Raw genomic sequence first — 14,957 nt, forward strand, 5'->3', positions numbered from 1 at the left:
CGTTTACATAGCGCTTTTCATGAAAATGAGCGCTATTTTCTTTGCAAAAAGTGACAATGTTGTGTAATATAATATAGTCACTTTGATTTGCACTTTATTTAGACAATACACATTCATTTTAAGAAAGGAGTCGACAATTGACAAAAGTAAAAATTAGAAATTTAACCAAGATCTTCGGCAAAAAAACAAAGCCTGCTTTAGAAATGGTTAAACAAAATAAAACTAAGCAAGAGATACTAAAAGGCACCGGCGCAACAGTCGGAGTTTATGATGTATCAATGGATATTGAAGAAAACGAAATTTTTGTAATTATGGGGCTATCTGGTTCTGGTAAATCCACACTTGTTCGCCTCATTAATCGTTTAATCGAACCTACTTCTGGTGAAATATATATTGATGGTGAAGATATTAATCAATTAAATCACGAACAACTGAGAAAAGTTAGACGTGAAAAAATTAATATGGTCTTTCAAAACTTTGCCCTCTTCCCTCACCGTACTATTCTAGAAAATACAGAATATGGGCTTGAATTAAGAGGTATTGAAGAAGCGGAACGTCAGACTCTGGCTGAGAAGGCTCTGGATAATTCAGGTCTGCTTGCTTTTAAGGACCAGTTTCCTGATCAACTCTCCGGTGGAATGCAACAACGAGTAGGACTTGCACGCGCCTTAGCAAATGATCCGGAGATTCTTTTAATGGATGAAGCTTTTTCTGCACTCGATCCTTTAATTCGTCGGGAAATGCAAGATGAGCTCGTTGAATTACAAGAAAATGTTCAAAAAACAATCATTTTCATTACCCACGATCTGAATGAAGCACTTAGAATTGGGAATCGAATTGCTATCCTAAAAGATGGCCAGTTAATGCAAATTGGAACCGGCGAAGAAATCTTAACCAACCCTGCCAATGATTATGTGCGAGACTTCGTAGAAGAGGTTGACCGTTCTAAGGTATTTACCGCAGAGAACATTATGGAACCGGCTATTACAACTAACATCCACACTGATGGTCCACACGTAGCCTTTACACATATGCGACACGAAGGCACATCATTAGTATTAGCCATTGATTCCAAGAGAAAATTATATGGATACATGGATGCAGAAGATCTCCTTCGTGCCCGTCGCGAACATTTACCATTAAAAGATGTTATTAATCCTAATGTTACAAAAGTAAGAAAAGAAACTCTAGTCGGTGACCTTTTTGAATTAACCAACCTCTCCCCTGCTCCCATCGCTGTAGTAGGTGAAGAAGATCGCTTGCTAGGCGTTATTAGACGTGGGAAAATTATCGACTCGCTTGCCAAAACAAGTAGCGAAGAAAAAGAAGAGGTGATCATCAATGACTAACATACTCGATCTTTTACAGCAACCTATCCCATTAGCAGACTGGGTAGATGCCGCAACGAACTGGATAACCGTCACTTTTTCAGGTCTTTTTAATCTCTTACAAAATTTAGGTAACGCAATGATGAATGGCTTTTCAGGTATTTTAGGAGCTATTCCTCCCTTACTATTCATCGCTTTCATTACTCTCGGAATGTTTATCATTAGTAAACGCAATTGGGGAATTTCAATTTTCACTTTGCTAGGGCTTTTATTTGTGTATAATCAAGGACTTTGGGATCACTTAATTAATACTCTTACACTCGTCATGATGGCCAGTTTAATCTCCATCATTATCGGGATTCCTCTCGGGATTTTGATGTCAAAAAGTAAACTAGCCTCCAGTATTATTACCCCTGTGCTCGATTTTATGCAGACGATGCCTTCTTTTGTTTACTTAATTCCGGCAGTCGCTTTTTTCGGAATCGGAATGGTTCCAGGTGTTTTTGCTTCAGTCATTTTTGCTTTGCCCCCTACCGTTCGCTTTACTAATCTAGGAATCAGACAAGTGCCGACTGACCTTGTAGAAGCTTCTGAAGCATTTGGCTCAACAGGCTGGCAGAAACTATTCAAGCTTGAATTACCTACTGCAAAAGACACAATTTTTGCTGGAATTAACCAGACGACAATGCTGGCACTATCTATGGTTGTAACAGCTTCTATGATTGGTGCCCCAGGTCTTGGAGAAGGAGTCCTAACCGCTTTACAAAGAGCTAACATCGGTTCTGGTTTTGTCTATGGTGTCTCTCTTGTCTTTCTTGCAATCATTGTGGACCGATTTACTCAATACTTAAATCGCCCCCGTGTTGCAAGAACAAAAGAAGAAAGTAGAAAAAGCCGTAAACGAACTGTTTTCGGTCTCATTGCTGCCATGCTAGTCGGCATTATAGGATCTAGCTACTATCTTTACCAAGAAAGTAATACTCAAAAAGTAATCTTAAGCAGTACCCAGTGGGATGCGGATATGGCAACTTCAACAATTGCTAAAATTCTTTTAGAAGAAAAAGGTTATGAAGTTGAAATTACCCAACTAGATCCTGCGATACTCTTCTCCTCAGTCGCTAGTGGTGAATCTGATGGGACTCTTGTTCCTTGGCTTCCCATTACTCATGGAGCTCTCTACGAGGAATATGGTGACCAAATGGTCAATTTAGGACCAAATACAGTAGGCGCTAAATGCGGGTTAGCTGTTCCAACCTATATGGAAGATGTCAATTCGATTGAAGATCTTGATCAACAGGCTGATCAAGTTATTACAGGGATTGAACCAGGTGCTGGAATTACTAAATTAACTCAGGAGACACTTGATTCTTATCCAAATCTGACTAATTGGGAGCAAAAAACTTCCTCCACAGGAGCTATGACCACTCAATTAGAACAAGCCATTGCAAACAAAGAAGAAATTGTCATTACAGGCTGGACACCTCATTGGATGTTCCAACGCTTTGATATTAAGTTTCTAGAAGATTCTAAAGAAACAATGGGTGGAGCCGAAGAAGTCACGACCTTCGCTCGTAAAGGCCTAGATAAAGATATGCCTGAAGTTTATCAATTTTTAGATAACTTCCAATGGCCATTAGAAGATTTAGAAAAAATGATGTTAGATATGGAATCTGGCGCTCCCGTTGAACAAGCTGCCCAAGAATGGATCGACAATAATCGCGATCTAACCGATAATTGGTTTAAATAATACTCTAGGTTCTAAGCAAAAGCTTAGAACCTTTTTGTTTACTCGGTCTCAAGTCGGATTTCGCTAGAATTACTTTACCTGACGGAGTAAATGTTTTATAATTAAATTACTCTGATAGATAGAGTAAAACAGAAGAGAGGTGGTTATTTGATATCCAGTGATGTGATAAGAGGTTACAATGATCTATTTATTCTAAGAATCTTATTTGATGGTGAATCTTATGGTTACGAAATTGGCAAAAAAATTTCACAATTAACAAACGGTCAGTATATTATTAAAGAGACAACGTTATATTCTGCCTTTACTCGACTCTCTAAAGCACAATACATAGAATCTTTTCCTGGAACCGAAACAAATGGTCGCAAAAGAACCTACTACCGGCTAACCCCAAGCGGTAAAGATGCGCTCTATCAGAAGCTCAAAGAATGGTCACTCACAAAAGAAGTTATTGAACAAATTATAAAAGGAGCATAAAAATGAATACCATCCAAACTTATCTCGACTCAATGTTCGCCCACTTAGATGATAGTCCCGAAGTCCTACATTTAAAAGAAGAAATACACTCGAATATGCTCGATAAATATCACGATCTCATTCAGAATGGAGCATCAGAAAATGAAGCAGTCGGAAAAGTTATCTCTGAGTTTGGAAATATTGATGAATTACTAGACGAACTCAACATCGATCAAGAACAATCACAGGCAATTACCCCATCCCTCCCACTTTTAAACCAGAGCGAGATCAATAACTATTTAGCAGATAAAACATACGCTGGTTTACTTACCGGTCTAGGAACTTTTCTGATTATTGCTTCAGTCGCTATTCTAATCTCTTTACTCAGTCTTTTTGGAGAAGAAAGTAACTTCGCCACTATAGCAGGAACCTCTTTAATTATTATTTCTGTTGTCTTAGCAATTGCCCTCTATATTATCGGTGGGAAAAAAGATAAAAAATATAAATACATTGACAAAGGTGAATATGGTCTGTCCAATAATAACCGCAATGAACTTATTAAACAAGCCGAATCCTTTGAATCAACCCATTCGCTCTCTACTATTATGGGGATTGCTCTCATCCTCCTGCCTGTGATTCCTGTTGTAATTGTAGGAATGATGGATCTATCAGACCGATTTATCTTATTAGCTACCTCTGCCTTAGTTCTAGGTATTGCTGCCGCTGTCTTTATCTTTATCTATTTCGGAAATATCAAATCTATGTACCAATCTTTACTTAAAAATACAATCAGTGAAAAGAGCAGCCCCAAAGATATTCAAAAACACCAAAGAAATCGTAAGACGAACCGCCTTATTGAAGATATCTATTGGCCAATCATTACGGTTATCTATTTCCTTTGGTCTTTTTCAAGGGGATCTTGGCATATATCTTGGCTGATCTTTGTCATAGCGGGCATTTTTGAAGATGCTATCAGAGCTCTTTTTGATATTGAAAAAGAGCAATAAATAAATGTTCAAAATAGCTACTTTATCAAATGAAAACCCCTTTTCCTCCCCCTCTATTAAATATAATTTATAGAAACTGAGGTGTATCTATGACTGACATTCACAATCCAATGAGACGAGATGATCGAGAAATGCCAGCCGATTTTGCTTATTATGTTATTGACAAATCAACTTTTGGAACGCTTGCCATCCCAGACCAACCCTACCCTTATAGTCTGCCTCTCTCCATAGCAAGAGTAGGACAAACACTTTATTTCCATTCAGCAAATGAAGGAAAAAAAGTTACTTTGCTAAACGATGAACCAAAAGTCTGTATTTCTTTTGTTGGAGAGGTAAGTGTTCCTAACCTTTATTCTGATCAAGAGATTAAAGACATTGAAGCGAACCCCAATGAATGGTCAAAACTTGCCAGAACAGTTTTTACTACTCAATTTGAATCTGCTATTGTCTACGGCACAATTCGTAAAATTACGGATCCTAAAGAATTACGAAAAGGACTACGCGCTATCGCTAAAAAATATGTCAGTAACCGCTATCCATTGGTTGATAAAGCCATCAACACTGCTCTCGATCGTGTTCAAGTTTATGCAATTGACATCAACCACCTAACAGGCAAACGTAAAAAATATGACTCCCAAGGAATTGAAATGAAAAATAGCCGAGGATGGCCAGAACTATACTATTAATTATTATTTCCCCCTCTCAGCAAAGAATACTGCGAGGGGGAAACGATTTTCTACAAAAACTCTTCAATTAGCCTTTGCTCTGTTACTTGCTGTGCAGACTCAAAACCTTCCAACTGTAAATAATGTTCTGCCACATCCATTAATGCTTGAGCCGGAATCATTCCATAAACTTCTGAACCTAGAACTTGAACGCCATAACGACTTGCTTCCATTTTGATTGTTTCAAACACCCTATGAATGGGTGTTTGAGTATAATCAACCAAATCCATTGATACTTGTACGATTCCTTTATCAGGTAAATTAACTCCTATCGCTTTACAATAACGAAAGCCGCCAGAAGAGGAGCGGATCGCTTTTGCAATTTTTTTAGCAATATCAAGATTATCCGTTGCTAAATTCACATTAAAAGCTACTAAAGGCTTTCGAGCTCCTACCGCAGTAACCCCTGCTGTAGGGTGAATTTTAACTGGCCCAAAATCTGGATGCCATTTTTCTTCTTGAATCTTCTTTTGCATGCCTTCAAATTCTCCTTTACGGATATTCGATAGATTTCGTCTTTCTTGACACTTGGCAGAAGCTTCATATAAATAAGTCGGAATCCCTAATTCTTCACTAATCCGGTTTGCAATTTTCTGAGAAATTACGACACATTCATCTAAGCTAATATTCTTCACCGGAATCAAAGGAATGACATCCGTCGCACCCATTCGAGGATGCTCGCCTTGGTGTTGATTCATATCAATATTTTGACTGGCATATTTAACCAATTGAAAACAAACCTCTTGAATGGCTTTCGCTCCACCCAATACAGCAATAGAGGAACGATGGTGATTCACATCCGAAGAAACATCTAAAATCATAATCTCTGGAACTTCTTTCGCAATTTTTTCCAAACCTTCAATAAACGCAGGATTCTTTCCTTCACTAAAATTTGGAATTGTCTGAATTAGTTGACTCACTTTATCCCATCCTTTCTCTCTCATTATAAATCATTCCCTTATAAATACACCCCTTATTGATTATCTGATATTTCACCACTATTTTCCCCAATATTATTCAACTTATGACTATGATATAATGAGAAGAGTTTACCAAGGAGGATACGATATGATGAATCACACTTACCAAGCTTTATTTGAACCCATTAAACTTCCTAATGGCATCCGTTTAGAAAACCGTTTCTCACTCAACCCTTTAACAACAAATGCTTCTTCAATCGAAGGTTATGTTACAGAAGAAGAAATCAAATACGCTGAAAGAAGAAGTCAGTCAGCTCCTCTTCAAGTCACTACTGCGGCTTATATTGAAGACTATGCTCAACTTTTCGAATATGGACCCAGTATTAAAGATGATTCTTATATCTATGGCCTCTCCAAATTAGCCTCTGCTATGAAAAAAGATGGGGCTAAGGCCATTTTACAATTAGCCCATGCTGGTCGCTTTGCAAAAATTTCCCTAAAAGATTATGGGGTCGTATATGGTCCTAGTCCCATGCATTTAAAGAGTCCAATTGAACACGACGTCCTTGAAATGTCTCATCGTAAAATCCGCCAAGTTATTCAACAGTATGCCGATGCGACTCGTCGTGCTATCTTAGCTGGATTTGATGGAGTTGAGATTTCAAATGCTCAACGATTATTACCTCAGCAGTTTTTCTCACCTTTTTCCAACCAAAGATCAGATGAATATGGATCACAATCCCTCGAAAATCGTGCTCGCTTTGGAATCGAAATAATGAAAGCCGTTCAAAAAGAAATTGATCGGCATTCGGTTTCACAATTTATTCTTGGTTTCCGAGGAACGCCTGAAGAAACTCGAGGACAAGAAGTAGGCTATACAGTGGAAGATTTTAATCAATATTTTGACTGGCTATTAGAAGTTTCTAACATCCAATATTATGCGATTGCATCATGGGGGCATGATATTTTCAGAGAAAAAGCAAGAGCAGGTCAAAATAAAGGAGAATATATTAATCGTCTTGTTCTTGACCATGTACAGGGGCGAGTCCCTGTGATAGCAACAGGAGGTATCAATTCACCAGAAAAAGCGATAGAAGCCTTAGACAACGCTGATATGATCGGAATGTCTTCAGTTCTAGTGACAGAACCAGATTTCGTCAAAAAATTAGCAAACGGTAATGAGGACGAGATTAATTTAGGAGTATCATTAGAAGAATTACCTGATTTAGCAATTCCGCAAAGAGCTTTTAAAGATTTAGTTGAATTCATGGACTTTGGTGGTTCCCTTCCTAAAGAAACAAGAGATGAATTTCGACGCATTGCGGAACAAAGCTCACACTCATATTTTAAAGAATTTAAATAGAGGAGCAACCATTGTTGCTCCTCTATTTATTATTGTCCAATTTTAAAAATATATTTATGACCTTGAGTAAGACTATGATAAAAACCTTCACCTCGATATAATTGAAAAACATGAATAGCTGACTGCTCTTCTTGATTGGGATAAACTTGTTTAACATATGGATTATTAGCCAGAACTCTTTCTAATTTTTCTTTCCCTAACTCCCTTACTTCCCCTTCCATTCGAATCACTTGAATCAAATACCCTTCCTCTTTCATTCCTGTAATGGCTATGTGGGGATGATCCTGTAGCTGTTGATAAAAATTAGTTTTAGGGTGGGTCATAAAAAATACCCCTTCTTCATTTGCCACTCCTATATTCACATAGCGAGCATGAGGCTTTCCTTTTATATCTACCGTTGCAACTACAGCGGCTTTCATCTCTTCTTGTAAAATACTCATAATTTCTGATACTTTCATCTCTACCCTCTTCCTTTTTGAACTTTACATTTATACATGTTGAATCATTTCTTTACATAAGCTTTACAACTTTTCTCTCTTACTTCTTGTATAATATAAGAGTCATATCCCATAATCAAGGAGGTCTACTATGACAAAAACGAATAACTTTCACATACACACCTCAATGGGGCAAATCCCCAAGAATATTATTTTCGTAATCCCCGATGGGGCTGGCCCATCACTCTATGCAGCCTACCGTCAATACAAAAACCAAGGCTATGCAGCTTTTATGAATCGGATTATTATGGATGATTATTTATTAGGACAAGTTTCAACCAGCCCTAAAAACGATTCCAGTAAAACTTTTATAACCGTAACGGATTCTGCCGCTGCGGGCACAGCTTTTGCCACCGGACAAAAAACGTACACCTCTGCCATTTCAATGGATCACAAAGGTAATCCGATTAAAAATATGGCTGAATATGCTAAAGAAGTAAATAAAAAAGTCGGTATTGTAGTCACCGCAGATGTTGCCCATGCAACTCCTGCTGTTTTCTATGCACACGCTACCAACCGTAATGAAAAAGCACATATCGCTGATCAACTACTTGATCACCCAGCAAGCAACGGTGAATTAAAAGTTGACATCCTAATGGGAGCTGGAACCCCTTATTTCAAGCGCCAAGATCGCAACTTAATCCAGGAAATTCAACAAAAAGGCTACATATTTGTCGATAATAAACATGACCTGCTGACAAGTAAGGAGTCTAAAATTTTAGGACTATTTGCTGATTATTTCCTACCCAAATATTGGGATATGCCTGAAACTATCCCTACCTTAGCCGAAATGACCCATTGTGCACTGGAACGTCTTAGTACACATGAAGAAGGATTTTTTCTCATGGTTGAGGCTAGCCAAATTGATCGCGCTGCTCATCTCAATTCAATTGCTAGTGCAATGAGTGAAATGGAAGATTATGAAGCTGCTTGGAATGTTGCCATTGACTTCGCTAAAAGAAATGGTGAAACCTTGGTGATTGCCGCTTCTGATCATGATACAGGTGGCTTTTCGGTAGCTTCTAAAGGTCAAGAAACATTTGATGTCAACCCACTTTTACAAATGCATGCTTCACCAGAAAAAATTGCTCAGGAACTTATCATTCATCAAGATGATGAAGCTATTCTTAAGAAGTACATTGATTGGGATCTCACCCCTATCGAAATTGCTACGCTCTCTAATTCAAGAGGAGGGATGTTTGCGGATCCTTATAAAGAAACTTTGTCCAATCTCATCCAATTTATTAATTGGCGTACTAATTCTGGTTGGACATCTTTTAATCATACTGGTGGAGATGTTAACCTCTATGCTTATGGTCCTGGATGGGAGAACTTCTTAGGCTTCCATCAAAATTCAGATATCGGACAAACACTTATTAATTTAATTCAAAACAAAAAAGCTTAGCCTCTTTTGGCTAAGCTTTCTAACTTAATATTCTTGTGAAATGATTTCATTCATTGTTTCAGCCATATAAATAAGGTTGAAAGGAGCTAACCAAAAAATCAAAGCGAGAAAAGCCGCCAATCCTAAAATTCCTCCAATTAAGATAGAATTTGTGGAATGCATAATCATTGTGATAACCGTTCCTACAATTGCAAAAAACAAAATAAACAGTAAAACAATACTAATAATCGTTTTAAAAATTCGTCCAAAGTGTTTCGTTCCAATCGAAATCCCCTTAGTAAACGATGTCCAGAAATTATATCGTCGTTCTACATCATACGCAATCAAATAGGAAATAGGGGAAACAATTACCGCAATCACCAACATCACCAAGAACAGTCCTAACGCTATGATAAGAGAAGTCCCACTAGAGTCCCCTGTTCGGATAGCAAGCAAGATTCCGACCCCCATCACGACTATAGTTAATAAGGTCATGAGTAAATTGGCTACAAAAACTTTAAAAGGAAGTATCAAAGCATGTCCAGGATTTGTATTAAATAAGGCAGAATCTTTAAGTGTTGTTTCAGAATAATTAATCTTCTGAAATACAGATCTAGTCACTAATACTGATATTAAAGTAGAAATAAACATTGAAACCAGATTTAAAACACCAGCTAAACCAGTGTATTGATTAATAAACGCATTAACATTTTGAACAGGATCAAAGGCAGACATTTCTTGAGGAGACATGGTCGCCATTTCCAAGAATGCAGGATTAGTCGGTAAAAACATACTAATTACAGTCTGAACGATCAACATTATCACTATCTGTAGAAAAAATAAGCCAATATAATACCCATAGTTTTCTTTCAATTCACTACTCGCTTTGGAAAACATGTAATAGGACACTCCCTTACCATTTTTTTATAATTTCATTGTAACTTTATTGTAAGGAGGTTTCAATCATTATTCTTTCCATTCATACTACCACAAAATGAAAATTATAAACTCATGGTGCAGAAATACCCTGATAAGAATTTCTACGCACCAGCTCATCATCAATAGCGTTCAATATTTCCCACTTATTTAGACTCCATTGAGGGCCAATCAGGCGCTCACGAGGAGCATCCCCTGTTAAACGATGGATAATAATATGTTTCGGGATATATTCTAATTGATCACAAATCACTTGAATATATTCCTCTTGTTCCATTAAAGTTAGCAAACCTGATTCATAATCTTCTACCATCTTGGTGCCTTCCATTAAATAAAGTAAGTGTAATTTCAACCCTTGAATATCTGAATCTTGCACCACTCTTCTGACACTCGTCAACATCATATCTGTTGTTTCTCCTGGCAAACCATTAATTAAATGGGTGCAGACAGGAATATGATGCTTTCTTAATTTAGCCACTCCTTCAAGATAACAATCATAATCATGTCCTCGATTAATATGCTGACTTGTTTGATCGTAAATAGTCTGTAAACCTAATTCAACCCACATATAATATCTTTGATTCAATTCTGCTAAATACTCTACCGTCTCAAGCGGCAAACAGTCCGGTCTGGTGGCGATCATAATCCCTACAATCCCTTCATGATACAGAACTTGCTCAAATCGGCGTCGCAACACTTCCACCGGAGCATGAGTATTTGTGAAATTTTGGAAATAAGCAATATATTTTTGTACTCTCGGCCACTTCTTGTGCATTTGCTTAATACCTTTTCCTAATTGAATCGGTAAAGGGTCCAACCTACTTTGGGCAAAATCACCAGACCCAGACTCTGAGCAAAAGGTACATCCTCCCGTTGCTACCGTTCCATCCCGATTGGGACAGGTAAAGCCTCCGTCCAAAGAAACCTTAAATACTTTCTCACCAAAATGTTCTTTTAAATGTTTGTTCCATGAATTATAACGCTTATCTTCTCCTGACACATTTCCACCGCCTTTCTTCCATAGTAGCATAAAGCCATATTGAGCGTTAATCATTTTTATAAATTCCACAAAAAAGTCCCTTTATCTAAAGGAACTTACATACTTATCTCAAACTTGCAAACCATTTATAGAACCCACTCCTAAAGTATTGGTCAGTAATTACCCATCTTTTAATAAATTTTCCGCTAAATCTAATACCCGTCTTGCACGAGCCAAACCATAATCATCTTTATCAATCACTCCGACTCTCACTCCTTGACTAGCATATTTTTCAGCTAAACGATTTGCCATATATGCGACTTGTGGTCCTAACAATAGTACATCAATCGGTTGCTTATTAATAATTCCTTCAACTTGGGCTGTAGTACTTGCCAACACTTCATATTCTATATTTTGATCTGCTATGATTTTCTTCATTTTTTCCACCAGAATATTCGTTGACATCCCCAAACCACAGGCTAACATGATTGTTTTTTTACACATCCTTATTCCTCCCCAAAAAATATTCAAAGCCTTCTTGTAAGTTATCATAATTTATCAATAAAGCGTTTTCAATTAAAAATAACCTCACTCTCATACTACTTTATTTACTTGCTGGTATACTTTTATGTAATAATTAAGACTAGTTAATCAAGTTCGTATTTTTAATAAATTTTTTCTCCAAGTTAACTTTCAACTATCTGTTATTTTCTAATTGACCGAACGATACCTACTTAAAAATGAATACACATTCCTCAAATAAATTATTTATTATTTTGGATAATAATCCCTTATAATAAATGACTTATCTTTATTAATAAATCGTTTAAGCCAAATAAATCGCACCCAACTTTCTCACCGATTTTCAAGCGTTCCATAAATTTTTCATGATTTAATAGATGAAATTTATATTGGCTCATAAGTGCCTCACATTAAAATTAATGAATACAATGGTTGCACATCCCCTAACGTCATCACTTATACTAAATAAAAGAGGTGATTCATATGAAAGATAATCAATACTCAATTGGAGATTTTTCCAAACTATCTGGACTCAGTATCCGAACTTTGCAGTACTATGATGATATCCATTTACTACCTTCAACGCGCAATCAGAGTGGCAAACGGACTTATAATGAACAAGATTTACATCTACTAGAACAAATTATGTTCTATAAGCTGTTAGGATTTCCCTTAAAAGAGGTAAAAAATAACCTAGAAAAAGCGGAGAAAATTGAAGACTTTCAATCACTTATTCAAAAGCAACAGTTACTACTTTTACAAAAAATCGAAAAACTAAACACCTCCTTTTTAATGTTGGAACTTGTTGAAGAACGCTTAAATCAAGGGGAAAAAATAGATTTAGCTTTTATGATCCAGCATCTGGAAATTGCACCGGACGATGATATTTTTACTCAGATCTTAAACCTTCACCAAAATACAACAGATTGGAACGCCTATAAAACAATAAAAAGTAATGATGTGATTCATTTTTACCACGAGTGGAAACGATGTCTCTTAAAGGCTAATCTTTTAATTTATGAAGAAATAGATTATAAAAGCAATGAAGCTCAGGAACTAGCATCCGATTGGTGGGAAGCTATTATCGCCTTGACAAATGGAAATCGAGACCTGATTAATCAAATAGCTCATCAAAATTTACTCAACCATGTCTCTTTGGGGCATAATGAAGCCATTATAGCGGCATCTAACTTCTTGGATAACACTTTAGAGACTTTTCTTAAACAAAATCATATCAAAAAGGGTGATAATAATGACATTTAAACGATCAATTAGCTCCTTTCGATCGTCACAAGGACAAGCCTTATTTTTAGAAGCCTATTACGCCTCAATGAAACAACTTCCTAAACCTTCCAAACAAAGTAGAATCAAAACGAGTTATGGAGAGGTGCAATATTATTTATATGAACATCCTACACAAAAAAAGGCCCCCTTATTACTGTTACCTGGACGCCATTCAGGTGCTCCAATGTGGGAGGCAAATATCAAAGAATTAATACAAGAGCGAACCGTCATAGTCATTGATGCCATCGGTGATTCAGGGTTAAGCAAGCAAACAAAAGCTATAAAAGATTCTAAAGATCAAGCTCAGTGGGTACACGAATTTATTACAAAGCTAGAATTAGGGCCAGTCCATAGCGTGGGACATTCCTTTGGCGGATGGCTGGCAAGTAATCATGCCACTCATTATCCAGAGGATATTAAATCACTCAGCTTATTAGAACCCGTCTTTGTAATTGAAGGCTTAAAGCCCATGATTTTTTTAAAATCCATTCCAGCCAGCCTTCCTTTTTTACCGAAAAATTTTAAAGAAGATCTTTTAAAAGAAATTAGTGGTTCAAGTGAGGTAGATTTAAAGGATCCAGTGGCAAGAATGATCTCATACTCGAGCGAATACTTTCAAGTAAAACTCCCCATACCAGATCTTATTACAGGAGAATCACTTAACCAGATCAAGCATCCTATTTATATCCGAGTAGCTGACCAAAGTAGCTTACATAATTCTGAAAAGATCGTAAAAAAAGCACTGCTTAGTATTGAGAATGTTGACATCAAAAACTGGAAGAATGCGACCCATTCATTACCGATGGAATACCCAGAAGAATTTAGCGAAGAACTAATCAATTTTACTCAATAAGTACCTCTTTCAAAAAGCAAAATGGTTTCCCGACACTTTTAACCTGTAAACTAAAAAAGCACCTTTCAAACATAATTGAAAGGTGCTTTAAATATTTCATTATAGTTTACATTCCCAATCTTTTTCGGAAGAAGGGGCAGATTTAAAGTACCGTTGAATAAGATAGAAAGCCCAACACGGCATCCCTACAAAGTAGAATAAGAAAAAAAGAACGGGGTAGTCTAGCAAGAAAGTCAATAAATAATAAGCATACAAATTGCTGATAGAGTGCAGAATAGCTGAATATTTCAATGATCTTGAATTGAGAGTCACATATGCCAAAAAAATCCCAAGCCAAAAGGTCCGTAACCCCCCAACAATTCCAAGACTAAAAAAATGCGGTACAGCAAATAACAGACCCCCGAGTAGCGCTTGTTTTAGATGTGGAAGTGCCGGAACTCTTTCTAGTAACAGCTTACGAAAAAGAATTCCTTCAAAGATGGGATTTAAAAGCAAGAGAAGTAAGGCCATTAGCCATTCAGAAACCATAGAATCCCCCAATGGTTGCTTGATCGAAACGCCAATCAATCGACACCCCAAAATAAAAAGTAAAAAAATAAACATTCCGATCCCATTCATGACAACCGAATAGTTAACCAATTCTTTAAAAGTCATTTTTTTCTTAGCAAGAAAGCGATAAGGAACCAGCGGTTTAATAAGTAAGTAAAGGATAATCATCGAGAAACCATAAGGGATCAAAACTGTTACAATCAGAGTGTGCATGGCAGAAGGAAGGTTAATAAAAGTTTGACTCAAATAGTTTGTAAGAAATTTAGTTAACATACGATTCATGAAATACCAGAATAGAACAGCACATACTAACCAGCTATATCTCAACCAATGATTTACTTTCATAACCTCTCCCCTTTATTTGAAGTCTCCTTCTATTTTTATTATATCGATGCCATAGACAAAAGTCT

Annotated in this window: 15 protein-coding genes; 9 read left to right on the forward strand and 6 right to left on the reverse strand. The window is 36.9% G+C overall.

Annotation, left to right across the window (positions count from 1 at the left end):
- The first annotated feature begins 137 nt into the window (after positions 1–137).
- The 5 genes from HZY91_RS06335 (at position 138) to HZY91_RS06355 (ending at position 5,221) form a co-directional block, all read left to right on the forward strand.
- Positions 138–1,349: a quaternary amine ABC transporter ATP-binding protein gene (locus tag HZY91_RS06335; protein WP_197115433.1), complete on the forward strand. Its 1,212-nt coding sequence runs from the start codon at positions 138–140 to the stop codon at positions 1,347–1,349.
- Positions 1,342–3,075: an ABC transporter permease/substrate binding protein gene (locus tag HZY91_RS06340; protein WP_197115434.1), complete on the forward strand. Its 1,734-nt coding sequence runs from the start codon at positions 1,342–1,344 to the stop codon at positions 3,073–3,075. Before HZY91_RS06335 ends, HZY91_RS06340 begins: the two co-directional genes overlap by 8 nt.
- 147 nt (positions 3,076–3,222) lie before the next feature.
- On the forward strand, positions 3,223–3,549 hold the full coding sequence (locus HZY91_RS06345) for a PadR family transcriptional regulator (protein WP_197115435.1): 327 nt from the start codon (positions 3,223–3,225) through the stop codon (positions 3,547–3,549).
- A 2-nt stretch (positions 3,550–3,551) separates the two neighbouring features.
- Positions 3,552–4,535: a permease prefix domain 1-containing protein gene (locus HZY91_RS06350; protein ID WP_197115436.1), complete on the forward strand. Its 984-nt coding sequence runs from the start codon at positions 3,552–3,554 to the stop codon at positions 4,533–4,535.
- Positions 4,536–4,624: 89 nt separating this feature from the next.
- Complete coding sequence (locus HZY91_RS06355; RefSeq protein ID WP_197115437.1) at positions 4,625–5,221, forward strand: pyridoxamine 5'-phosphate oxidase family protein; 597 nt, start codon at positions 4,625–4,627, stop codon at positions 5,219–5,221.
- 50 nt (positions 5,222–5,271) lie between these two features.
- Here the strand turns inward: HZY91_RS06355 and ftcD are convergent, their stop codons facing one another.
- Entirely contained in the window at positions 5,272–6,180 is a 909-nt protein-coding gene (gene ftcD / locus HZY91_RS06360; protein WP_197115438.1) for a glutamate formimidoyltransferase, read from the reverse strand.
- A 151-nt stretch (positions 6,181–6,331) separates the two neighbouring features.
- On the opposite strand from ftcD, the gene HZY91_RS06365 reads away from it, so the two are divergent.
- Positions 6,332–7,543 carry an NADH-dependent flavin oxidoreductase gene (locus HZY91_RS06365; protein WP_197115525.1) on the forward strand — a complete coding sequence of 404 codons (1,212 nt, stop codon included), beginning with the start codon at positions 6,332–6,334 and terminating at the stop codon, positions 7,541–7,543.
- Between the two features lie 29 nt (positions 7,544–7,572).
- Here the strand turns inward: HZY91_RS06365 and HZY91_RS06370 are convergent, their stop codons facing one another.
- Positions 7,573–8,001 (reverse strand): pyridoxamine 5'-phosphate oxidase family protein, encoded by a 429-nt coding sequence (locus tag HZY91_RS06370; protein ID WP_197115439.1) that lies wholly within the window; start codon positions 7,999–8,001, stop codon positions 7,573–7,575.
- Between the two features lie 130 nt (positions 8,002–8,131).
- Between HZY91_RS06370 and HZY91_RS06375 the strand changes: the two genes are divergently transcribed.
- Positions 8,132–9,445: an alkaline phosphatase gene (locus tag HZY91_RS06375; RefSeq protein WP_197115440.1), complete on the forward strand. Its 1,314-nt coding sequence runs from the start codon at positions 8,132–8,134 to the stop codon at positions 9,443–9,445.
- A gap of 24 nt (positions 9,446–9,469) precedes the next feature.
- On the opposite strand, the gene HZY91_RS06380 is transcribed toward HZY91_RS06375, so the two are convergent.
- From HZY91_RS06380 to HZY91_RS06390, 3 genes are all read right to left on the reverse strand, one after another.
- Positions 9,470–10,321: a hypothetical protein gene (locus tag HZY91_RS06380; RefSeq protein WP_197115441.1), complete on the reverse strand. Its 852-nt coding sequence runs from the start codon at positions 10,319–10,321 to the stop codon at positions 9,470–9,472.
- Between the two features lie 112 nt (positions 10,322–10,433).
- The gene (mnmL, locus tag HZY91_RS06385) at positions 10,434–11,390 is read right to left on the reverse strand and encodes a tRNA modification radical SAM protein MnmL/YtqA (protein ID WP_197115526.1); all 957 of its coding nucleotides are present in this window, start codon (positions 11,388–11,390) and stop codon (positions 10,434–10,436) included.
- 129 nt (positions 11,391–11,519) lie between these two features.
- On the reverse strand, positions 11,520–11,843 hold the full coding sequence (locus HZY91_RS06390) for a PTS sugar transporter subunit IIB (protein ID WP_197115442.1): 324 nt from the start codon (positions 11,841–11,843) through the stop codon (positions 11,520–11,522).
- Between the two features lie 501 nt (positions 11,844–12,344).
- On the opposite strand from HZY91_RS06390, the gene HZY91_RS06395 reads away from it, so the two are divergent.
- Positions 12,345–13,124, forward strand: a complete 780-nt coding sequence (locus HZY91_RS06395; protein ID WP_197115443.1) for a MerR family transcriptional regulator — start codon at positions 12,345–12,347, stop codon at positions 13,122–13,124.
- Entirely contained in the window at positions 13,114–13,998 is an 885-nt protein-coding gene (locus HZY91_RS06400) for an alpha/beta fold hydrolase (RefSeq protein ID WP_197115444.1), read from the forward strand. The genes HZY91_RS06395 and HZY91_RS06400 overlap by 11 nt, the downstream gene beginning before the upstream one ends.
- A gap of 99 nt (positions 13,999–14,097) precedes the next feature.
- Here HZY91_RS06400 and HZY91_RS06405 read toward each other — a convergent pair whose 3' ends face one another.
- The gene (locus tag HZY91_RS06405) at positions 14,098–14,892 is read right to left on the reverse strand and encodes a CPBP family intramembrane glutamic endopeptidase (protein WP_197115445.1); all 795 of its coding nucleotides are present in this window, start codon (positions 14,890–14,892) and stop codon (positions 14,098–14,100) included.
- Positions 14,893–14,957 lie beyond the last annotated feature (65 nt).

Origin of the sequence: Facklamia lactis, assembly GCF_015863205.1 — a bacterium.
In the GTDB taxonomy this organism is placed as follows: Bacteria; Bacillota; Bacilli; order Lactobacillales; family Aerococcaceae; genus Facklamia; species Facklamia lactis.